This is a genomic window from Sulfitobacter sp. (assembly GCF_036961165.1).
Classification (GTDB): Bacteria; Pseudomonadota; Alphaproteobacteria; order Rhodobacterales; family Rhodobacteraceae; genus Sulfitobacter.
On sequence record NZ_JBALVJ010000013.1, the window covers coordinates 22,421 to 45,053 of the forward strand.

General features: G+C 56.3%; 20 protein-coding genes. 9 read left to right on the plus strand and 11 right to left on the minus strand.

Features of this window, described 5'->3' with window-relative positions:
• Complete coding sequence (locus V7730_RS08330) at positions 1 to 948, minus strand: radical SAM protein (RefSeq protein WP_335747138.1); 948 nt, start codon at positions 946 to 948, stop codon at positions 1 to 3.
• A 235-nt stretch (positions 949 to 1,183) separates the two neighbouring features.
• Between V7730_RS08330 and zwf the strand changes: the two genes are divergently transcribed.
• From zwf to pgi, 3 genes are read left to right on the plus strand one after another with little or no spacing between them, the layout of a single operon-like run.
• Complete coding sequence (gene zwf, locus V7730_RS08335) at positions 1,184 to 2,653, plus strand: glucose-6-phosphate dehydrogenase (RefSeq protein ID WP_335747139.1); 1,470 nt, start codon at positions 1,184 to 1,186, stop codon at positions 2,651 to 2,653.
• Positions 2,650 to 3,324, plus strand: coding sequence for a 6-phosphogluconolactonase (gene pgl, locus V7730_RS08340; protein ID WP_335747140.1), 675 nt, complete (start codon positions 2,650 to 2,652; stop codon positions 3,322 to 3,324). The genes zwf and pgl overlap by 4 nt, the downstream gene beginning before the upstream one ends.
• Entirely contained in the window at positions 3,321 to 4,910 is a 1,590-nt protein-coding gene (gene pgi / locus V7730_RS08345; protein ID WP_335747141.1) for a glucose-6-phosphate isomerase, read from the plus strand. Before pgl ends, pgi begins: the two co-directional genes overlap by 4 nt.
• Positions 4,911 to 4,998: 88 nt before the next feature.
• Here pgi and V7730_RS08350 read toward each other — a convergent pair whose 3' ends face one another.
• Positions 4,999 to 6,255, minus strand: coding sequence for a cation:proton antiporter (locus tag V7730_RS08350; protein ID WP_335747142.1), 1,257 nt, complete (start codon positions 6,253 to 6,255; stop codon positions 4,999 to 5,001).
• A gap of 177 nt (positions 6,256 to 6,432) precedes the next feature.
• Positions 6,433 to 7,002: a YcbK family protein gene (locus V7730_RS08355; protein WP_335747143.1), complete on the minus strand. Its 570-nt coding sequence runs from the start codon at positions 7,000 to 7,002 to the stop codon at positions 6,433 to 6,435.
• A gap of 345 nt (positions 7,003 to 7,347) precedes the next feature.
• Here V7730_RS08355 and V7730_RS08360 point away from each other — a divergent pair, with 345 nt between their 5' ends.
• Genes V7730_RS08360 through V7730_RS08380 form a run of 5 tightly spaced genes read left to right on the plus strand, consistent with a single transcriptional unit; the run spans position 7,348 to position 11,989 of the window.
• Positions 7,348 to 8,964 (plus strand): L,D-transpeptidase family protein, encoded by a 1,617-nt coding sequence (locus V7730_RS08360; RefSeq protein ID WP_335747144.1) that lies wholly within the window; start codon positions 7,348 to 7,350, stop codon positions 8,962 to 8,964.
• Positions 8,965 to 8,993: 29 nt separating this feature from the next.
• A complete protein-coding gene (gene lpxD / locus V7730_RS08365) occupies positions 8,994 to 10,085 on the plus strand; it encodes a UDP-3-O-(3-hydroxymyristoyl)glucosamine N-acyltransferase (protein ID WP_335747145.1) in 1,092 nt (363 codons plus the stop codon).
• Between the two features lie 35 nt (positions 10,086 to 10,120).
• Positions 10,121 to 10,384, plus strand: a complete 264-nt coding sequence (locus V7730_RS08370; protein WP_335747146.1) for an acyl carrier protein — start codon at positions 10,121 to 10,123, stop codon at positions 10,382 to 10,384.
• On the plus strand, positions 10,381 to 11,589 hold the full coding sequence (locus tag V7730_RS08375) for a beta-ketoacyl-[acyl-carrier-protein] synthase family protein (protein ID WP_335747147.1): 1,209 nt from the start codon (positions 10,381 to 10,383) through the stop codon (positions 11,587 to 11,589). Before V7730_RS08370 ends, V7730_RS08375 begins: the two co-directional genes overlap by 4 nt.
• A gap of 1 nt (position 11,590) precedes the next feature.
• Positions 11,591 to 11,989, plus strand: a complete 399-nt coding sequence (locus V7730_RS08380) for a VOC family protein (protein ID WP_335747148.1) — start codon at positions 11,591 to 11,593, stop codon at positions 11,987 to 11,989.
• 49 nt (positions 11,990 to 12,038) lie between these two features.
• Here V7730_RS08380 and V7730_RS08385 read toward each other — a convergent pair whose 3' ends face one another.
• Positions 12,039 to 12,662 (minus strand): invasion associated locus B family protein, encoded by a 624-nt coding sequence (locus V7730_RS08385; RefSeq protein ID WP_335747149.1) that lies wholly within the window; start codon positions 12,660 to 12,662, stop codon positions 12,039 to 12,041.
• Positions 12,663 to 13,136: 474 nt separating this feature from the next.
• On the opposite strand from V7730_RS08385, the gene V7730_RS08390 reads away from it, so the two are divergent.
• A complete protein-coding gene (locus V7730_RS08390; RefSeq protein ID WP_335747150.1) occupies positions 13,137 to 14,723 on the plus strand; it encodes a helicase HerA-like domain-containing protein in 1,587 nt (528 codons plus the stop codon).
• A gap of 101 nt (positions 14,724 to 14,824) precedes the next feature.
• On the opposite strand, the gene V7730_RS08395 is transcribed toward V7730_RS08390, so the two are convergent.
• The 7 genes from V7730_RS08395 to V7730_RS08425 all read right to left on the minus strand — a co-directional run bounded on the left by V7730_RS08395 (position 14,825) and on the right by V7730_RS08425 (position 22,619).
• Positions 14,825 to 16,162, minus strand: coding sequence for a branched-chain amino acid ABC transporter permease (locus V7730_RS08395; RefSeq protein WP_335747151.1), 1,338 nt, complete (start codon positions 16,160 to 16,162; stop codon positions 14,825 to 14,827).
• Positions 16,159 to 17,172 (minus strand): branched-chain amino acid ABC transporter permease, encoded by a 1,014-nt coding sequence (locus V7730_RS08400; protein ID WP_335747152.1) that lies wholly within the window; start codon positions 17,170 to 17,172, stop codon positions 16,159 to 16,161. The genes V7730_RS08395 and V7730_RS08400 overlap by 4 nt, the downstream gene beginning before the upstream one ends.
• Positions 17,172 to 17,546 carry a hypothetical protein gene (locus V7730_RS08405; protein ID WP_335747153.1) on the minus strand — a complete coding sequence of 125 codons (375 nt, stop codon included), beginning with the start codon at positions 17,544 to 17,546 and terminating at the stop codon, positions 17,172 to 17,174. The genes V7730_RS08400 and V7730_RS08405 overlap by 1 nt, the downstream gene beginning before the upstream one ends.
• A gap of 3 nt (positions 17,547 to 17,549) precedes the next feature.
• Positions 17,550 to 18,368 (minus strand): ABC transporter ATP-binding protein, encoded by an 819-nt coding sequence (locus V7730_RS08410; protein ID WP_335747154.1) that lies wholly within the window; start codon positions 18,366 to 18,368, stop codon positions 17,550 to 17,552.
• Between the two features lie 76 nt (positions 18,369 to 18,444).
• Positions 18,445 to 19,227, minus strand: coding sequence for an ABC transporter ATP-binding protein (locus V7730_RS08415; RefSeq protein ID WP_335747155.1), 783 nt, complete (start codon positions 19,225 to 19,227; stop codon positions 18,445 to 18,447).
• Between the two features lie 116 nt (positions 19,228 to 19,343).
• Positions 19,344 to 20,537: an ABC transporter substrate-binding protein gene (locus V7730_RS08420; protein WP_335747156.1), complete on the minus strand. Its 1,194-nt coding sequence runs from the start codon at positions 20,535 to 20,537 to the stop codon at positions 19,344 to 19,346.
• Between the two features lie 1,077 nt (positions 20,538 to 21,614).
• Positions 21,615 to 22,619, minus strand: a complete 1,005-nt coding sequence (locus V7730_RS08425) for a GlxA family transcriptional regulator (RefSeq protein WP_335747157.1) — start codon at positions 22,617 to 22,619, stop codon at positions 21,615 to 21,617.
• Positions 22,620 to 22,633 lie beyond the last annotated feature (14 nt).

Here is a 22,633-nt window from a genome sequence, read left to right on the forward strand (position 1 = left end):
TCAGGCGGAGCAGCTTGCTCCGCCAAGAACGCAGAATTTCGCGCAATGCGGATGGTTGAGCGCGACGTCGCGCTCGGCTTCCTGCAGCGTCTCTCCCAGCTCAAATTCGGGGGCGTAGGGTAGGAGGGTGCATGCAAGGACCGCAAGCTTTTCAGACCCGCGCCGCTTTACCACCATCCGCGAAGAGGCGCACATCACTGCATCGGGGGATTTGTCCAGAATTCCCCAGCAGGCGGTTGTAATTTCAGGGACCTCGATGCTTTCATCCATTTCTGGAAAAAGAACAGTCATTGCAGGGTTTTGCGCGTCAATATTAAAGCCATGCTCAGCAAAGAAGGCCGCATATCCGGCGCGCGAATCCGCATCACTATCGCCGAAGGCCGACCGTCCTGCCACAGCCATGGTAAAGCTATTCTCGGATAACCAATTCATGCCGGTTAGCGTCTTTTCTAACGCCCCTTTGCCGCGTTCCGCATCATGTAAATCGGCGCGATAGTGATCGACAGAAATGCGCAAAGTTAGCTTGTCAGGGTAGGCCGCCTGTAACCGCAGCAGGCCGGCCCGCATGCCCTTGCGCATCATCGGTAGCATCGCGTTTGTCAGGATCAGGACGTCATACCCGCGCTCAAGCGCTGCTTCAGTGATCTCGATCATTTGAGGGTTCATGAACGGCTCTCCGCCTGTGAACGCGATTTCACTCACTCCCCACTTAAGATCCTCGAGTTGGTCCAGATAATCACGCACCTCGTCCGCGCTGATATAAACCAATGCATCGTTCATAGGGCTGGACAGGATATAGCAATTGGCACATTCAATATTACACAAGGTTCCGGTGTTGAACCACAGGGTCTGCGGATTGCGCAATGCAACAGTTGCACGCTCATCGCCATTGGCGGTGATACGTGGATCCGCGAATTTTCCATGATTGGCCAGTACGTTGTCTTTCACCGGGGCATCCTTATGCTCGTCTTTGATCGTTCTAAGATGGGGTAGGGGAAACCCGAAGGCAAGAAAAGAGCCCTGACAGATTTGCACACTCTTGTGAAGAAGGGGTATTTGTGTATGTTTGCGCTAACATTGGTGCGTGTGAGCAGTTTTTCGAACTATCGTTGCCTTACAGCATCGGCGATATAGACTGGCAAGGGTTGCGCCCACACGCGACGGACAAGAAGGACAGGCTACTATGGTTTCACGCGTCATCCCCGTTGATCTGTTTGATCTGGTGATTTTCGGCGGCACAGGCGATTTGGCCCGTCGCAAGATCCTGCCCGGACTGTTCCGCCGCTTTTGTGCAGGGCAGATGCCTTCGGAAGCACGTATCATCGGTGCTGCGCGAAGCGAGATGGATACAGCGGGCTACCGCGAGATGATCCGTGACGCGGTTAAGGAGTTCGGCGGCGACCACGCCCATGAACCGGAAACACTCGAGGCGTTTCTGGCGCAGCTGGAATACGTAACTATTGATGCACGTGGCGAACAGGGCTGGAAAGAGCTTCAAGCGATCATGGCCGGGACCGAGCGGGTTGAGGCCTATTATTTCTCTGTTGCGCCCAGCCTGTTTGGGGACATCGCAGAGCGTTTACAAAAATGGGGCATGGCGGATTCAGATGCACGTATTGTGGTCGAAAAGCCCTTTGGCCGCGATCTGGCAACAGCGCGCGCGCTAAACCAAACTCTCGCGGCCTTCTTCAACGAAGACCAGATATACCGGATCGATCACTATCTTGGCAAAGAAACCGTTCAAAACCTGATGGCTGTCCGCTTTGGCAACATGCTGTTTGAGCCGCTGTGGAACAGCCAATACGTCGATCACATCCAGATCACCGTGGCTGAAACTGTCGGGGTTGGCGGGCGCGGCGAATATTATGACAAGTCCGGCGCGATGCGTGACATGGTTCAAAACCACCTGATGCAGCTGCTTTGTCTTATCGCGATGGAGCCACCGGCACGGTTTGACCCAGATGCAGTGCGGGATGAAAAGCTTAAGGTGATCCGCGCGCTCGACCCTGTACCAGCCTATCACATCGTGCGTGGCCAGTATCAGGCAGAGCCTTGTAACGAGGCTGAAAACCCCGGCTACCGGACCGCTGTAGACAATCCACGTTCGCGGACCGAAAGCTTTATTGCGCTGCGGACCCAAATCAGCAACTGGCGTTGGGCTGGCACGCCGTTTTATCTGCGCACAGGTAAACGGATGGCTGCACGGTCTTCTGAGATCACAGTTGTGTTCAAAGACACGCCCCACAGCATCTTTGCCGAGGACGCAGGTCGGCACCGCAATGTGCTTTCCATTCGCCTGCAACCGAATGAGGGGATTACGCTGGGCGTGACGATCAAAGAACCTGGCCCCGGGGGCATGCGCCTGATCGATGTGCCGCTTGATATGAGCTTTGCCGAAACGCTTGATCCCGATGATGTCGAACACGTTGACGCCTATGAACGTCTGATCATGGATGTGATCCGTGGCAACCAGACCCTGTTCATGCGCGGTGACGAGGTCGAAGCCGCTTGGGCATGGACCGACCCGATCATTCAGGGCTGGGAGGCGCGCAATGATGTGCCGAAACCATACGATCACGGCAGCATTGGCCCCACTGACGCAACTGAGTTAATGCGCCGCGAAGGCCGCGAATGGCGAAAGATCACCGAATGAAACTGATTGAATACCCAACCCGCAATGAAATGATGCCGCAGGTTGCAGACGCGCTGGCAGATGCATTGCGCGCCGCGTTGATCCAGCGCGAAGTGGTAAGTTTTGCCGTTCCTGGTGGCACCACGCCGGGTCCGGTGTTTGACGCGCTCAGCAAGGCTGACCTTGATTGGTCCCGTGTTCATGTGCTGCTCTCGGACGAGCGTTGGGTGCCGGAAACAGATGCGCAATCAAACGCGGCCCTTGCGCGCGCACGGCTGTTGACCGGCCCCGCCGCCGCTGCCCGTTTCACGCCATATTACAATGCAGAAAGCGATATCGCGACCGCCGCGCGCGACTTGTCCAGTCGGCTTGAAAGCTTGCTACCGCTTGATGTTCTTTTGCTAGGGATGGGGGCGGACATGCACACCGCATCGCTCTTCCCTGACGCCGAAGGTCTCGAAACGGCGTTGGAGGAGGGCGCGCCGATGCTCCTGCCCATCACTGTCCCAAACCAGCAGAACCAGCGGTTTACTCTGACAGCACCCGCCTTGCGCAGCGCCCGTTCGACGCATGTGTTGATCATTGGTGATGATAAGCGCGCAGCATTGACACAGGCACAAACTCTGCCGGTTAAACAAGCGCCCGTGCAAATCGTATTGAACGATGCCACCATACATTGGAGCGCCAAATGACCCACTGGGAAACCCTCAGCGATCAGTACGCTGCCATGGCAGAGCGTAAGATCACCGATCTGTTCGAAGATACAAACCGTGCGCGCGATTTCGCGGCGCAGGCCGGCGACATGTACTTTGATTACTCCAAGACCAATATTGACGATACCACTCGCGCCACGCTGCTTGCGCTGGCCCGTGACGCGAACGTCGAATCTCGCCGCGAGGAAATGTTCACCGGCGTTCATATCAACGAGACCGAAGACCGCGCCGTGCTGCACACCGCCCTGCGGAATCTGGACGGCGGCGCTGTGATGGTCGATGGCAAAGATGTGATGCCAGCGGTGCTTGATACGCTTACCGGCATGCGCCGCTACGCCGACGAGGTGCGCAGTGGGCACTACACCGATGTGGTCAACATTGGCATCGGCGGGTCGGATCTGGGACCAGCCATGGCTGTGCGCGCCCTCGCACCTTACCATGACGGACCACGCTGCCACTTCGTATCAAACGTCGACGGCGCGGATATCGCTGATACCCTGCGCGGTCTGGACGCCAAGAAAACACTGGTGATTGTCGCCTCCAAGACCTTCACCACTATTGAGACCATGACAAATGCCCGCACCGCTCGGGCGTGGATGACCGATCACGGTGGCGATCCGGCAAGGCAATTTGCAGCCCTCAGCACCGCTCAGGACAAAACAGCAGACTTTGGCATTGATCCGGCCCGCGTCTTTGGCTTCGAGGATTGGGTCGGGGGGCGCTACTCCGTATGGGGGCCCATTGGTCTGTCGCTAATGATCGCGATCGGGCCCAAGGCCTTTGACGCGTTCCTACGCGGGGCGCAGGCAATGGACGTGCATTTTCGCGCCGCCGAATTGCATGAGAGCTTGCCGGTTCTGCTCGCCCTCGTGGGGATTTGGCACAACCAGATTGGCGGTCACGCTACCCGCGCGGTGTTGCCCTATGACGAACGGCTGGGCCTGTTGCCTAGCTACCTGCAACAGCTCGAAATGGAATCCAACGGCAAAGGCGTTCAGCGCAGCGGCGCAAATTGCCCGCGCCATACAGGCCCAGTTGTCTGGGGTGCGGCTGGCACGAATGGCCAGCACGCCTTCTACCAGCTCATCCATCAGGGCACGCGGGTGATCCCGTGCGAATTCCTGCTTGCCGCCGAAGGGCACGAGCCCGAACTCGCCCACCATCATCAACTCTTGGTTGCCAATTGTCTGGCTCAATCAAAAGCTCTTATGCAGGGCCGCACCCTCGAAGAAGCATGCACGATCGCTGCCACCAAAGGCTTCACCGGAGATGAGCTGGATCGACAGGCGCGCCACCGCATTTTTCCCGGTAACCGTCCATCAACCACGTTACTATATCCGCAGCTTGATCCATTCACGCTGGGACAGATCATTGCGCTCTATGAGCACCGCGTGTTTGTCGAAGGTATCATTCTCGACATCATCTCGTTTGATCAATGGGGCGTAGAGCTAGGCAAGGAGCTTGCAACCTCGCTGCAACCCATCGTGGAGGGTACCAAAGATGCCTCGGGCGAAGACCCGTCAACTGCAGCATTAATTGACTACATCCACCGTTATGGCAGTTGATACTCCCTTTGCTGTGGGCTGAATCATCCTTGTGCCTTTGATGGAACGCGCCAGTTGCAGCTGGCAGCGATCTTCGTGGCAACTTCGCTCAGACCATATCGGGGGCACGGCCAACGCGGTTGGCGAGCTTTGCCACCGTTAGCCCCTGAACGATGATCGAGAAGACCACAATCACGTAGGTACAGGTCAGGATCAACGGCTTCCATTCACTCTCGGGTAGGGACAGCGCGAGGGCGACCGAAATCCCGCCCTTCAGACCTCCCCATGTCATGATCGGGACCACACCAGCATTGAAGTTCTGGAACGGGCGCATCAACATCACGGGCACAGCCACAGCCACCAACCGCGCCACCAGCGCCAGCGCAATTGCAGCGGCGGCGGTGACGATGATATTTTCTGCAAAAACAACCGCGAACACCTCAAAGCCGATCAGCAGGAACAAGACAGCGTTGAGTATTTCGTCAATTAATTCCCAGAAACCAGCGACGTAGGTCCGTGTCTGTTCTGACATTCCCTTTGCTGTCCCGACATCTCCGATCAGCAGCCCTGCACACACTGCCATAATCGGTGCCGAGACGTGCAACCAGACAGCCAGTTCGTATCCGCCGAATGCCAAACCAAGCGTCAACAGAACCTCAAGCGCGTAATCATCGATCTGCCGCATCACACGGAAGGTCAGCCAACCCAACACCAGCCCGAGGACTACACCACCCACTGCTTCTTGAAAAAACAGCACCGCAGCACCCACCAGTGGATTGCCCGTCGCGCCGTGCGCATCGCCATGCGGAAAGGCAATGCCTACCAACACGAGAAACACGACGTATCCAACACCATCGTTGAACAGGCTTTCGCCCGCGATTTTCGTTTCAAGCGTCTTTGGCAAATCCGCTTCGCGCAACACGCCAAGCACTGCGACCGGGTCCGTTGGTGAGATAAGTGCTCCGAAAACCATGGCCACGATCAATGGCATCCCCGTCAACCACGAAAAGCCGAAGCCAACGATCACAGTAGACAAGGCAATGCCGAGTGTTGCCATCAAGAAGACGACTAGCCACTGTTCCCGCAAATCTCCGATTTTGACATGCAAGGCGCCGGCAAACAGGAGCAGGCCCAACATGCCTTCCAACAACGCCTCTGAAAAGTCGATGCCGGTGACGATGCCGCGGACTGTGTCTGCGATGTTGAGGTGGGGCATCAGCCAATCAAGCCCCAGCAGCACGAAGGAGGCCAGCAACGAGACCACCAAAATCCCGATTGCCGATGGGAGGCGGAGGTAGAGATAGTTGATTGTCCCGAACGCACCGGCCAACACGATGAGCAGTGAGGTGATTTGCAAAAAGGTCATGGACAGTACTCCGGCAGAATTCCCATTCTGCCTCGCACGTAAGGACTTTGCGCGCAACGTTTGATCCCTGTCCGCCAAGCGAAGGGCAGGGTGCACGCCACCTTCAAAACAGTACCCTTAGCCCATAAAAAAAAGCCCCGACGGGGCGTTTCTTTCAAACTGGGATGTAGTCGGGTTTTAGCCGCCCCAAGTGCGCACTGTGCCGCAATCCATGTGAACGAAGTTGGAACCGGAGTAACGGCCAACGCCACCACCGCGACATACAGCAGCCGCTTTAGCCATCTGGCCAACACTCCGAGAGCTCAGACGCAGATCAGCCGCCTGACCACGCATGTGCAACGAATTCTTAGCCACGCCTCCGGAACGGGAGCGCAGCATCGCGTTGGTTTTAGGGCTGCGGTAGCCTGACAGCAGCATGTAGGGCTCGTTCACATCCAGAAGGTTGTGGGCCGCTGCCATGATATCAACAGTACGTAGATCCATCTTGACCACGTCGTTGGTACGCCAGTCGCGCATGAAATAGTTCACTTCTTTGACCGCATCGGCAATATATTCGCCTTCGATCCAATAGATCATGTCGATCCGCTCACCCGTGCGGCCCGAGTACATCTTGATACGGCGAATGTCGCCGGCGCCACGCAGGAATCCTGCTGCGTTCGCAAATGTCGGTGCTGATGTTAATGCTGCTGCCGCAAATGCGCCCAGAAGGCCGCGGCGGGTCATACCCGTTGTACTGTTAAGTGCCATAAGTGTCTGTCCCGTTTCTTGCCAAAGTGAGGCGTGCCTGAAGGTACTGCCGAGGTGCCCGCGATGTTACACGAGCCTTACTACCATCCCCCCAGATGCCTTATCTCTATCGCATAGAGGAAATTAGGAACCAAGAGATGAATCAGTTCGTTGAATGTAGGAGGGAATTTTAGGCAATATCTTGCGCATTTTTGGGAACTCTTGCGTCCGTTGTGCGTTCACGGGTGCCTTTTCCGCACCATCCCCACCGATATTTCCAGACCTACCCAAATTGTGAATGGACTTGCCTGTTGCCCCTCGGGCATGGTTTTTATGACTAAAAATGAAAGACTAAGGGGACTGTTCATGCTGCCGACGATGCGATTCTTGAATGCACCAAAAGCTATACTTTTCGCATTGGCCCTAGGCGCAATTTTTAGCAGCCCCCAGCAGCAAGCCCAAGCACAAGTTACCGCCTTTAAGCAGGCTGTTGCCGAAACAGGCTCCCGCGATGATGACATCGCCAAGTTTTACCGTGGGCAGGATTTCGAAGGCATCTGGACAGGTATGGATGAGGTTCATGCCGCGCGCCGTTCGGCGCTGCTGAACGCGCTGCGGCGCGCCGGTGATCACGGCTTGCCGGTCGCGCGCTATGATGCCGATGCGCTTGAGCGGCAGATGAAGAACGCCCGCTCGGCCCGTGATCTTGGCATCATCGAAGTCGAAATGACGCGGATGTTTCTGCAATATGCCCGCGACATTCAAAGCGGTGCCTTGGTCCCTCAAAAAGTCGTAAGCGCGATTAAACGCGAAGTCGAATACACCGATCGGGCAGAGCTGATTTCAGGTTTTCTGTCGGCCCAGCCCGCCGGCTATCTGCGTGGCCTCGCGCCCCGCACCATCGAATACGGCGCCTTGATGAAGCAAAAGATGCTGCTGCAGGAAAAATCCCGCAATGGTGGCTGGGGTCCGACGGTGAATGCGTCATCGTTGAAGCCCGGCGAATCCGGCCCCGCGGTTCTGGCCCTGCGTAACCGTTTGATGATCATGGGATACCTTGAGCGTTCTAACGCGCGCACCTATGACACTGCGATGACCGCCGCGGTCCAAAGCTTTCAAAAGGTCCACGGTCTTGAGCAGGACGGCGTTGCAGGTGAAGGAACGATCAAGGAACTAAACGAGAGCATCGACACGCGGCTTAAATCCGTGCTGGTCGCCATGGAGCGTGAGCGCTGGCTGCACCGCGAACGGGGCAAACGCCATATTCTTGTGAACATACCCGACTTTACAGCGAAGATCATCGACGACGGCCGCATCACATTCGAAACACGCTCCGTTGTTGGGGCAAACATTGACGACCGTCCTACGCCGGAATTTTCCGACGAGATGGACCACATGGTCATTAATCCAAGCTGGTATGTCCCGCGCTCCATCGTGGTGAACGAATATTTGCCGGCTTTGCGCAACAATCCCAACGCGGTGCGCCATATAGAGATCACGGACAGCCGTGGCCGCGTTGTCAACCGGTCCGCCGCTAACTTTGCCAATTACAGCGCGCGCAACTTCCCCTATTCTATGCGCCAACCGCCCAGCCAGTCGAACGCGCTGGGGTTGGTGAAGTTCATGTTCCCCAACAAATACAACATCTACCTGCATGACACGCCCGCCAAATCTCTGTTCAGCCGCGAAGTGCGCGCCTACAGCCACGGCTGCATCCGTCTTAATGACCCGTTTGATTTCGCCTATGCGTTGCTGACCAAGCAAGAAGCTGATCCCAAGGGGTTCTTCCATTCTCAACTGCGCACCGGCCGCGAATCCCGCGTGAACCTGAAAGAGCCTGTACCGGTCCACATCGTCTACCGCACAGCCTTTACCGATGCGCGCGGCAATCTGAATTTCCGCCGTGATGTTTATGGCCGTGATGCGCGCATCTGGGATGCGCTGCAAAAGGCAGGGGTGGAACTCGGGCTCGTTCAGGGGTAAATCTGCGCGCAACCTTGGCGGAGCGCGTTATGACCCATACCATAAAAGAGATTGCATTGGCGCTGGGGGCTGAAGCCCTTGGCGCTACAGATATTGTGATCACCCGCGCTGCCGAACCAGCGATGGCAGGGCCGGACGATCTGGCGCTGGCAATGAACCCCAAATTTGCCGAAACGCTGACACAAGGCCGCGCCCGTGCGGCGATGGTCTGGGCGGGCGCTGATTGGCAAGCCATGGGCCTAGAGGCGGTGATCATCGCCCCGCGCCCTCGCTTTGCGATGTCGGGCCTGACGAAACTGCTCGATCAGGGGCAAGGTTTTGATGTCGGCATTCACCCCAGTGCGTTTGTCGATCCGGATGCAGAGTTGGGCGAAGGTGTGAGTGTGGGTCCCTTGGCCGTTGTCTCCAAGGGCGCGAAAATCGGAGCTGGTTCAGTGATCGGGCCGCAGTGCTTTGTCGGCTGGAACGCAACGCTGGGCGAGGGCGCCTATCTGCGCGAGGCGGTCAGCATCGGGGCGCGCGTCAGCATCGGCGCACGCTTTATCGCGCAACCGGGTGCGCGCATTGGCGGCGACGGGTTCTCCTTCGTGACAGCAGAGCCAAGCAGCGTTGAATCCGTGCGCAAGACCCTAGGTGATCAGGGGGAGGCCAAGCCGCAGGACTGGACGCGGATCAATTCGCTTGGATCAGTCACAATCGGCGACGATGTTGAAATAGGAATGGGCGCAACCATCGATTGCGGAACCATCCGCGATACCATTATTGGCGATGGAACGAAGCTAGATAATCAAGTGCATTTGGGCCATAATGTTGTGGTCGGACGCAACTGTCTCATCTGTGGACAAGTCGGCGTTGCGGGTTCCGCGACAATCGGTGACAACGTGGTGCTGGCGGGGCAATGCGGTGTCAGCGACAACATCTTTGTGGGCGACGGCGTGATTGCCGGCGGCGGGACCAAGCTGATGTCGAACGTGCCAGCGGGCCGCACCATGCTGGGCTATCCGGCCACACAGATGGACAAACAGGTCGAGGGATACAAAGCCTTGCGCCGCTTGCCGCGCTTGATGCGCGATGTAGCGGAACTCAAAAAATCGGTTTTCAAGGGCACTTCAGACACCTAAATCCGGCGCAAATGCCGCGAAAAGGAACGAAAGCAATGAACGTCAAAGATCAGGTCATCACCATCATCGCCGAACAGGCCTTGCTGGAGCCGGAAGACGTCACGCTCGACAGCACATTGGAGAGCCTCGGGATCGACAGTCTAGGGTTGGTCGAAAGCATCTTCGCGATTGAGGAAGCCTTTGACATAACGGTGCCGTTCAACGCCAACAAACCGTCCGAGTCAGACTTCGACATTAGCACCGTGGCCAGCATCATCGCAGGCATCGAACGCTTGCGCGCAGAGCAATCCGCCGCATGAAACGGGTTGTCATCACCGGCGCAGGTACAATCAATGCGCTGGGGCAATCTGTCGCCGAAACCTACGCCGCGATGCGCGAAGGCGTCTGCGGTATAGGCCCGCTAGAGTTCCGCGATGTGGAGCGTCTGCAAATCCGCATCGGCGGACAGGTCAAAGGTTTTGAGGCGGAGGGCCGGTATAACCGCCAACAGATGTCTCTTTATGACCGGTTCACGCAATTCACGCTTGCCGCTGCACGCGAAGCGATAGATCAGTCCGGCCTGACTTTTACCGGAGAAATTGCTGCGCGCTCTGGCGTGGTTCTGGGGACGGCAGGTGGCGGTGTCAGCACATGGGACGACAACTACCGCGCTGTTTATGAAGAGGGCAAAAACCGCGTGCATCCCTTCGTGGTGCCAAAGCTGATGAACAACGCCGCAGCGTCGCACGTAAGCATGGAATGGAACCTTAAGGGGCCGTCATTCACGGTCTCTACGGCCTGTGCCTCTTCCAACCATGCGATGGCGCAAGCGTTTATGATGATCCGTTCCGGCATGGCACCTGCGATGGTTACAGGCGGGTCTGAATCAATGCTCTGCTTTGGCGGCGTGAAAGCCTGGGAAGGACTGCGCGTGATGTCTCGTGATGCTTGCCGTCCGTTTTCGGCCAACCGCAATGGCATGGTGCAGGGCGAGGGTGCAGGCATCTTTGTCTTCGAAGAATACGAGCACGCCCGCGCGCGAGGCGCCGATATTTTGTGCGAAGTTGCGGGCTTCGCTATGTCCTCTGACGCCTCAGATATCGTGATGCCATCGAAGAACGGTGCTGCAAGAGCAATGTCAGGCGCACTTCAGGATGCCGGGATCGCACCTTCAGACGTGGGCTATATCAACGCCCATGGCACTGGCACAGCGGCGAACGACAAAACCGAATGCGCAGCCGTGGCCGATGTCTTTGGCCCTCATGCGGACCGGCTGATGATCAGCTCTACCAAATCGATGCACGGCCACTTAATCGGCGGCACCGGCGCGGTCGAGCTTCTGGCCTGCATCATGGCGCTGCGCGACGGGGTCATCGCGCCCACCATCGGCTATGAAGAGCCTGATCCAGAATGTGCACTGGACGTCGTCCCGAACGAGGCACGCGATGCAAAGGTTACCGTCGCGCTCAGCAACGCTTTCGCCTTTGGCGGAATGAACGCGGTGATTGCACTTAGAAAAATTTAGAGTGGCCCAATCGATTAAACATGTCGCGCTGGTCGTGCGAGACTATGACGAAGCCATCGCATTTTATTGCGACGTTTTGGGCTTTGATCTATTGGCGGATGAATATCAGCCGGAACAATACAAGCGTTGGGTTCTGGTCCGCCTGAAAGGCGGCACTGGAACTTCCCTTTTGCTGGCCCGCGCTAACGATACCGACCAAGAAGTGTTTGTCGGTGACCAATCCGGCGGACGCGTGTTTCTGTTCCTGGAAACAGACGATTTTGAGCGTGACTATGAAACCTATCGTGCCGGTGGTGTAAACTTTACCCGCGCGCCAGTCACCCAGCCTTATCGCCGCGTCGCTGTCTTCTCTGATCTGTATGGTAACCTGTGGGATCTTATACAGTTCAGCGCCAAATAAAAGAGCCGCCCCCGAAGGCGCGGCTCTTTAGAATTTTCTTGTGGTTCTCTTACTGGTCCAGAACGGAAGCTTTGTCATAGGAGGCTGTGAAACCTTCGAGCGACAAGGTCAGGACCACTTTCTGATCCGGTGCCAACGCGGGAACGATGGTCATCTTTGCCTCATTGCCACGCTTGAAAGAAGCAATATCCGCAGCAGTAAGACCCAGACGCACATAGCAACCAACGGGGTTGCAGAATGCATAGGGGTAGCGGCGCGGCTTGTCGCCATCAACAGCCACTGTAAACTGTTGGGGCAGGGCTGTTTCAAGTGGAACGATGATTGTGGCGCCTGCAACTGCTTTGCCGCCATCGGGCAGACGGAACAGCGATACTTCGGCAACCGGCACACCTTCGCCATCGTCAAGCAATTGGTACATCTGGCAAGGCTCTTCGCCTTCCTCTACCTTGATGCAGCGCATTTCCCACGCACCGATTGTTTCACGCGTGTAAGGTTTGCCGATCTCGGTTGCCCCACTTGCGTCCTCACCCAGGCTCAGCAAATCCTGAACATCTGACGTAGCAGGCACTGCTTCAGCATCGGTGGCAGGCTCGGTTGTCTGCGCAAGAACAGCAGCCGGTGCGAAAACAGCAAGAGTGGCGCAAAGCGTCAGGGCTGTTGAAAACTTAGTCATTTGAAATCCGTCGATTGTTTGCATTTATTCCGCTTTACCACTCTCGCCACCGGATGTCAGGGGGGGTGCGCGCGACATCACGCATAGTGAAGCGATTTTCTGCTTGTTCTAGGCTACAACCGCATCGAGCACTTATGGTGCGGACATAAAAAAAGAGGGCAAAGTATGCCCTCTCTTTCGATTTTTCGTAACTCCCTGTCGGACTGAGCCGACTTATTAGATGTACGTTAGTCAAGCAGATCCAAACGGTCAACAGGAAATCCATATATAGTAAATTAACAATTTCAACCGTTTGGTAAAAAAAGCCGTACCCGAAGGCACGGCCAGTCTGACAGGGAGGAAGTGCCGACAGTTAACGGACATAAGAACTGCCGACAAATTCACTATGGCGCCCAAAAGTTAAGTTAGTATGTTCGTCCGGTGCGGTATCGGACACCCTGTCTGGAACGTAAGAGGCAACAGGAGAATGTGATTGTGAGCTCGGATCTTTTTATCGGCGGCGGTGGGCCGGACCATGGCACGCAACAGTTTTTGTCGCTCAAATACGCCAACCGGCACGGTTTGGTAGCAGGCGCGACAGGCACCGGTAAGACGGTTACCTTACAAATCATGGCAGAAGGATTTGCCAATGCGGGGGTGCCAGTGTTCCTCTCGGACGTCAAAGGCGACCTGAGCGGTTTGGCAATGGCGGGCGATCCGACCCACAAATTGCACGGCCCGTTCACTGAACGCGCGGAAAAAATCGGCTTTACCGATTTCAAATACGAAGCCTTCCCCGTCACATTCTGGGATCTTTTCGGTGAGCAGGGCCATCCCGTCCGCACCACCGTATCCGAGATGGGGCCACTATTGTTGGGCCAGCTTCTGGGTCTGTCCGAAGCGCAGGAAGGCATCCTTAACATCGCATTCCGTGTCGCGGATGAAGACGGCATGGCCCTATTGGACCTCAAGGATTTGCAGTCTTTGCTGGTCTGGATCGGTGAAAATGCTTCTGATCTGTCCCTGCGGTACGGCAATGTCTCTTCGGCTTCTGTGGGCGCGATCCAGCGCCGCCTGCTGGTGTTGGAAAATCAGGGTGGCACCAAATTGTTTGGCGAGCCTGCTCTGGCGCTGTCAGATCTGATGCGCACAGATGCTGATGGGCGCGGGATGATCAATATTCTCGCGTCCGACCAGCTTATGGGCGCGCCGAAACTCTATTCCACCTTCCTGCTCTGGCTACTGTCAGAATTGTTTGAGGAGCTGCCCGAAGTGGGCGACGCTGACAAACCCAAACTGGTCTTCTTCTTTGACGAAGCGCACCTGCTGTTTGACGACGCGCCGAAAGCTTTGGTCAACAAGGTGGAGCAGGTCGCACGCCTGATCCGTTCCAAAGGTGTCGGCGTCTATTTTATTACTCAGAACCCTGCGGATGTCCCCGAAGATATCCTTGGCCAGCTTGGCAACCGCGTGCAGCACGCCTTGCGCGCTTTCACTGCCAAAGACCAAAAAGAGCTGCGCTTGGCGGCCCAAACCTACCGCGACAACCCCGCCTTCAGCACCGAAGAAGCCATTCGAGAGGTGGGCGTGGGTGAGGCGGTCACCTCAATGCTGCAGCCCAAAGGTGTGCCGGGCATTGTGGAGCGGACCCTGATCCGTCCGCCGTCTTCTCAGCTTGGGCCAATCTCGGACACGCAGCGAAAAGCGCTCATGGCATCCTCGGTCATGGCTGGCAAATACGATACACCTATTGACCGTGACAGTGCCTTCGAGATGCTACGCGAACGCGCCGCAACTGCGTCAGCCGAAGCCGAGGCAGCCGAAGCGGCTATCGTGAAAGCCGAAGAAGACGCTAAAGCCGCGAAAGAGGCCAAGGCCAACACACCGACATTGCGCGAGTTCAAGGCCGCGCGGCGCTACGCCAGCAAGGACGCTGCCCCGCGCCGCAGTAGCAGCCGGAAATCTTCAACCAATGGAGGTATCGGCGGTGCCATTGCCAACGTGGTGTTCAAAGAACTCAAAGGCACCACAGGCCGCCGTATCGTGCGCGGTATTTTGGGGGGTCTGTTCAGAGGCCGCTGAGCACAACAAAAAACCGCGCTTTGCATCATACAAAGCGCTGCTACTTTACCAAAATATCTAGAAACAAAGCCCACCAGTTTTATTCGGTGGGCTTTGTTGTGTTATTTCTCTGGGATCAATCCGCGCGGGCTGAATCGCAGCACAACGATCATAATCACACCCATTGTCATCAGACGCATCTGGGCGGCGCTTTCTATCAAATGCGCGCGCAGCCAGTTGTCTTCGGCCATGCCGGATGTGATGATGTCCATGATAAACAGGCCGATCGGTTCAACCTGCACCCACAGGAACCAGATCAGGAAGCCGCCAAGGATCGCACCCAGATTGCTGCCCGAACCACCTACAATTACCATTACCCAGATCAGGAAGGTAAAGCGCAGCGGCTGGTAGGTGCCCGGTGTCAGCTGACCATCCAGCGTGGTCATCATCGCGCCGGCAATCCCGCAAATCGCTGAGCCGAGAATGAACACCTGCAAATGCCGTGCCGTAACGTCTTTGCCCATCGCCTCTGCCGCGACTTCATTGTCGCGGATCGCGCGCAGCATACGTCCCCAGGGGGAGTTCAGCGCGCGCTGGCTTAGCCAGAAAATAATGCCCAGAACCGCTGCGAACAACGCTGCATAAAGTAGCTTCACAAAGATCGTAGACCCTTCGACCGGATCAAACCCAAGAGATGCTGCACGCTCCACAAAGGCGGCGGAGTTTTGCAGGTCTAGCTCATAAGGGACGGGGCGAGGCACGCCGACCACGTTCTTCACGCCGCGGCTCAGCCAGTCTTCGTTCTTGAGCATCGCAATGATGATCTCGGCGATGCCCAATGTCGCAATAGCAAGGTAGTCAGAGCGCAGGCCGAGAGCGGCTTTACCGATAAGCCAAGCTGCACCCGCGGCGAACAGACCGCCCACAGGCCATGCGATCAACATGATCCAGCCGTTGTCACGGTAGGTCTCATCGCTGCCAGGGTTCAGACCGCCAAGGTATCCTGTCGCCGCCGGGTTCACTCCTTCGATCAGGGCCACGTTAGGGTCCAGAAAGCCGCGGAAGATAAAGAAGCCAAAGATCAGGATGGCCGTGATGGTAACGCTTCGGTTCCGGCCCGGTGCCATGCGCCGGTAGATAAAGACTGCCGCAACAATCGCAGCAACCCCCAGCACCAGCGCCAGGATAACGCCCGGACCACCGGCACTGAACGCACCCGGTGTCGCAGGCATGCCGATTAGCACGGCCGCAAGACCGCCTAAGGCCACAAAGCCCATGACGCCAACGTTAAACAAGCCCGCAAAGCCCCATTGAAGGTTCACCCCCAGCGCCATGATGGCCGAGATGATGCCCATATTCAGGATGAACATCGCGTTGTTCCATCCCTGAAAAAATCCAGAAATGATGATGAGCGTGAAAACCAGCGCAAACAGCAACGTATTTTTGACGGTATCGGTCATGTTGTGGACTGCCCTTTGAAGAGGCCCGTAGGCTTGAACAGCAACACGATCAGCAAGATCACGAAGCTAACGGCGAATTTATAATCGGTGGACATCAGCTGCACGAGGCCCGATGGCTCAAGGCTTTCTGGCATCAGATAGACCAATACTTTCTTCCATGCGTAGGTGATTGTGACCTCGGAAAAGGCGATCACGAAACCGCCCGCAATGGCACCCAGAGGGCTGCCAATGCCACCCACCACGGCGGATGCAAAGATCGGCAGTAGCAACTGGAAGTAGGTGAAAGGTTTGAACGATTTATCCAACCCGTAGAGCGTGCCGGCAATCGTGGCGAGGGTCGCAACAATTATCCACGTCAGCATCACAACCCGCTCTGGGTTGATGCCGGACAGCAGTGCCAGATCTTCGTTATCGGAGTAGGCGCGCATGGACTTTCCAGCGCGTGTTTTATTCAGAAACCAGAAAAGCAGCGCCACAACAATGATCGCCGTAATCACAGTGATAAGTTGCGTTGTGCGGATGCCAAGGCCTTCGTCCAACCCTGTCATCGTCTTGAAATCACGCGCAGAAATTATAAAGCGCGGCCCGTCGGCAAAGCTTTGGTCATCCGGTCCGATGATAAAGCGCACAATGCCGTTCATGATGAACATCACACCCATCGACACGATCACAAGGATCACCGGCTTGGCTTTTTGCACTCGGTAAAACCGGTAGACCATACGGTCTGTCAAAAGCACCAGCGCGATACAGCCCAAGATGCCGAAGGGCAGGGCGAGCAGGGCCGTGGGAAGTGGTCCAAGGCTGATGCCTACCGATTGCATCCACCACGTCACCAGAATGGTGACCATCGTGCCAAAGGCCATCGTATCGCCGTGGGCAAAGTTGGAAAACCGCAGGATGCCATAAACGAGGGTGACCCCCAAAGCACCAATAGCAAGCTGGCTTCCATAGGCGACACCAGGGATCAGCACATAATTCGCAAGTGCGACAATTGCGTTGAGAAATTCCATCAGTTTTTTTTCCTTTGGCAAGTGCCCGCCATGGTAAACGCATCACCTCGTCCGACAAACATATGTGTGGAGAGGAGAAGCGTCATGTCAGAGAAAAGCGACAAAATATAAGGCATATTTTCGGCCATATCTTGTGCTGCTCCGCGTAAAATTACATTCGCCGATGAATCAAGTGACGTGAGCACCAATGGTGCTCCAACACCGAATGAAAACAGATAGCTATCGCGTTCAGGAAGAATTTTAGCGTTGAGAGACATGGCTGTACAAGGTTCACCATGGCTGCACATTTGCTCAATATTGCACGCGTAAGATGCAGCAGCGGCGGAAACCGCGATCATAGACAACAATGCGGGGAATACTGTGAAACGTATCATTCCTCAGCCCCCCAAAAACGATTTACGCACTTCGGGATCGGCGAGCAGTTCCTTGCCCGTCCCCGCAAACGCATTCGCCCCCTGCACCAGAACATAGCCTTTGTCTGCAATTTCAAGTGCTTGACGGGCGTTCTGCTCTACCATCAGGATCGGAATGCCCGTGCGGGCCACTTCGATAATGCGGTCGAACAACTCATCCATCACAATCGGCGACACACCCGCTGTCGGTTCATCGAGCATCAGCACTTTGGGTTGTGTCATCAGCGCACGGCCCACAGCGACCTGCTGGCGCTGGCCGCCCGAAAGTTCTCCGGCAGCCTGATTGCGTTTGTCTTTGAGGATCGGGAACAGGTCATAGACCTGCGCCATCGTATCACGGAAATCATCACGGCGGATGAACGCGCCCATCTCTAGGTTTTCTTCAACCGTCATCGACGTAAAGATGTTCGAGGTCTGCGGCACAAAGCCCATCCCCTTGGCCACGCGGGCTTGCGGGCTGAGGCCGGTGATGTCTTCCCCGTCCAGCTTGACCGAGCCGGAGCGCACATCAAGCATCCCGAACACTGCCTTCATCGCAGTGGATTTACCGGCACCATTCGGCCCGACGATCACGGCAATTTCGCCTTTATCCACGGCAATGGTACATCCGTGCAGGATATCTGGCCCTTTGCCATAACCGCCCGTCATTGTGTCGCCGATCAGAAACGGCCCACCGGGGGAGGCATGGCTTTTTCCACTGGATTTCGGCATGATGGACCCTTGGCCCTTGGCGTTGCCAACCGACAAATCCTTGTTGCCGCGGCCGCTGTATGGCTCGCTCATATGCTGCGTCCCATCTCTATGTTTTGTGTTGGAAATCGGCGGGTTGGGGCCTTGCCCCAGAGCTGTGAGAGCTTATTCACGCGCCAACCTGTTCTTTGTTCTTGAGGCCAGTGCCGAGATAAGCTTCGATCACCTGCTCGTTGGCTTTGATCTCAGCGAGCGTGCCCTGAGCCAGCACGTGACCTTCGGCCATACAGATCACCGGATCACAAAGGCGACCAATGAAGTCCATGTCGTGTTCGATCACAACGAAGGTATAGCCCCGCTCTTTGTTGAGGCGCAGGATGGCATCTCCGATGGTGTTGAGCAGGGTCCGGTTCACGCCGGCGCCGACCTCATCCAGAAACACGATCTTCGCGTCCACCATCATGGTTCGACCCAGCTCTAGCAGCTTCTTTTGTCCGCCAGAGATTTGGCCAGCCTTTTGATCTGCCAAATGCTCTACGGTAAGGAATTCCAGCACCTCGTCCGCTTTGGCGCGCAAGGCGCGTTCTTCGTCAGCGATCCGTTTGCGACCGAACCATGTATTCCAAAGGATCTCACCCGACTGACCACCTGGAACCATCATCAGGTTCTCGCGGCAGGTCATCGAGTGGAATTCATGTGCGATCTGGAACGTCCGCAGCAGACCTTTATGAAACAAGGTATGCGGGGGCAGTCCGGTGATGTCTTCACCGGCCATTGTCACACGACCCGACGTGGATTGAAGAACACCTGCTATCACGTTGAAAAGAGTAGTTTTTCCAGCTCCATTAGGGCCGATCAGCCCGGTTATAGAGCCTTCTTCAATGGTCAGGCTTGCGCCATCAACAGCGTGAAAGCCGCCGAAATGTTTGTGTAAATCGTCAACGACGATCATATGCTTTATCCCCGTGTGCGTGGCTCCCCGCATCTATGCACGGGGTTGGGCCTGTGTAAAAACAGCCCGAGGCGCACCCCGGGCTGTCTTGTTGTCATGCCCTCGCGGGCAAAGCTTTATTTGAAACCGACGGTTTCATTTTTGCCGTCTTTTACTTCGATCATGCGGTAGGAACCAGCAGATTCACCGGGTCCGATCAGCTCAACCGCAGAGGCACCAACATAGTCGATATCGGTACCGGCTTTGATCAGCTCAAGCGCTTTACCCAGATCGCCAGGATAGATTTTCTCGCCGGGGGCGTTTGCAACGTCGAGGATCTTTTCTTTGTAGACAGCCGGATCGGTGGAACCGGACGCCTGCATGGCCAACAACAGCAGCGCCGCTGCGTCATAGCTTTCGGGAGTGTATGGGGACGTGCCGTCAAAACCGCCAGCTTCGGCCATTTTCGAAAACACCTCGATGCCTTCACCTTCGCTACCTGCGATCTGGCCGTAAGAGCCGTCAAGGTCAGGACCGATTGTTTCGGGCAGGTTGTCACCGATCATGCCGCCGGGCAGACCGAACTGTTCCCATGCGCCTGCGTCGAGTGCCGCCTTGATGATGCCTGCGCCGCCTTGGTCAAGGTAACCTGCAACCACAAGGATATCACCGCCCGCTGAGGCCAGTGCGCCAACTTCGGCAGAATAGTCTGCTTTGCCGTCTTCATGTGCAGCAACGATCGTAACTTCGCCGCCCAGCGCCTTGAACGAGGATTCGATCGCGTCTGCCAAACCCTTGCCGTAGTCGTTGTTTGTATAGGTCAGAGCGATGGATTTCACGCCGCGCTCTTGCAGAATTTCTGCCATGACTTCGCCTTCACGCGCATCCGATGGGGATGTACGGAAAAACAGGCCGTTGTCTTCCATTGTGGTCAGACCGGGGGACGTGGCGGAGGGGGAAATCATGACCATGCCGTTTGGAATGGCGACGTTCTGCAGCACAGCACCAGTCACACCGGAGCAATCCGCGCCCACGATACCGGCAACGCCATCAGCGATCAGACGTTCGGCGTTGGACACAGCCAGGCCGTTGTCGATACAGCCGGAGTCCACGCGCATCGCGGTGACTTTGGCGCCGTCCATCAGCATGCCGCTTTCGGACACTTCGTTGATCGCCATTTCAGCGCCGGAGGCCATCGGCCCTGTCAGCGATTCAATAGGGCCAGTAAAGCCGAAGATGATCCCGATTTTAACTTCTTTTGCGTGGCCGTCAGCGAAAGCGCCGGTGGCAACAATTGCTGCAGCCGTTGTGGCCATAAGCATCTTTTTCATTTGGTTCTCCCATGTTGGAACGTAATGTTCGAGGGTCAGCCTATGCGGCGTCCACTCAAAAGAGAAGTGGATTTTTTGAGTTAAATCGCCTTATTTTGACGCCTTAAACGAGTTATCGTCGCGCGATGCGTACGTTTGGTGCCCACCCTGCCTTTTATCACTTAAAGTGCCGTAGCGTCATATTGAACAACGCTAAAACGCCGCTCAGGGGCGGCAAGGACCGTGAGATTGGTGCGCCCAGCGCCTCTTCGCACAACACATCACGCAAGCCTGTGATTGCCTATGGCAATGGTTGCGCCGCTTGCATTGCGCGCGCAAGTATCTCCGGATTGGGCGCGGTCTCGACGTCACCTAACAACGATGAGACGTCGACCGCGTCACAAGCCTGCAACGATCGGTAAGTGCGGAGACTTTGGGTTTCAATTTATGGAAGGTAGCTGGGCCAGTCGAGCCAGAGGACTGCCAAATCAGAGGCAGTGAGAGAATTAGATAATAAGCATAGCGCGTCGGCCAAGGCGATACAGCGTCACGCTGGCTCATTTCCGAGCAGGCAGCGTCAAAGCAGTCAACTCGGCGTGGTCCATCACCACTTCGTGCCGCGTTTCAGGCCTGTCGGCAGCGATCATGGCACTTAGATCCATAGAGATGCGCGCGCAGGTGGGCAGGTGGACCGTCCAAGAAATCCTTGGCCCTGCGTTCGGGCTCCATCACGTAGATCCTTATCAGGCAGCGCCGTTCCCTTTCAGCGGCGCTGATCGGCACAGAACACCTTGGCCAGTTGCGGATCAAACGCGCCATTAACTACTGAAACGGACTGCCTTGGTGTCCTCCAGCGAGACAGAAACCAGCCAGTCTGACGATGACGAACCTTAATAGCATTCATCATAGACCAGCACGCCACAAACAGGGCCGTTTTGCGCAAGGGCTAGCAGCCTCTGCGCCATTGTGTTGGTCTAGGCCTTCTTTCACAGCATGAGGGTGCAGACCGTAAAGGGTAGGGGGTGCTAAAAACCACTCCCGCCAGAACAAGCCCGACCCGCCGCACGATGCAGATAAGGGCTAACCGGCCAAACAGCCTCAAATCGAAAGGCGTGCCGCATGGCTGCCGCGTTCGCGGTAAGGAGTGGTGTCATAATGCGCACGGTAGCATTTGGAGAAATGCGACGGCGACGCAAAACCACAGGCCAGCGCCACGTTGATCACGCTCATATCTGTCTGCATCAGCAGGTTGCGCGCTTTTTGCAGGCGGAGCTCCATGTAATAGCGTTTGGGGCTGCGGTTAAGATATCTGCGGAACAGGCGCTCCAACTGCCGTGTAGACATGCCAACGTCCTGCGCAAGGATCGAAGGGCTGATCGGCTCTTCGATGTTGACCTCCATAATCTGGATGACCTGGCTCAGCTTGGGGTGACGCACACCAATGCGGGTAGGCACAGACAGTCGCTGGGTGTCCTGATCAGTTCGGATCGAACTGTAGATCAGCTGGTCCGCAACCGCGTTTGCCAGATCCTCGCCCTGATCATCAGCAATAATTTTGAGCATCAGATCGATAGAAGAGGTCCCGCCAGCGGTTGTCATCCGGTTGTGGTCCACCACAAAGACCGATTTGGTCAGGGTGACGTCCTCGAATTCTTCTCCGAAACTGTCCTGATTCTCCCAGTGGATTGTGGCCCGGCGTCCGTCGAGCAGACCCGCCTTCGCCAGTGAGTAGGCCGCAGTACAAAGCCCGCCCATGATCAGACCCTTGCGCGCTTCACGGCGCAGCCATGACAGCACCTTTTTAGTGGTGGCTGTTTGGACATCGATGCCACCGCAAACCAAAACGGTGTCTTCACGGTTCATTTCGACCAGATCATGGTCAAGCTGGAACACCGTCCCGGCAGAGCAGGCTGCTTGCTCGCCGCCTTCGCCGACCAGTGTCCATTCATACAAGGGCCGTCCGGCCATCCTATTGGCAATACGTAGACTTTCGATCGCGGTGGAAAAACACAGGAGGCTAAAGTTATCCAACAGCACAAATACGAACCTGCGAGGTTTGTCTGGATTTTCAGGGATGCGTTGTGCGTGCGGCGCTTTAGCCATATAGGCGTCTCCCA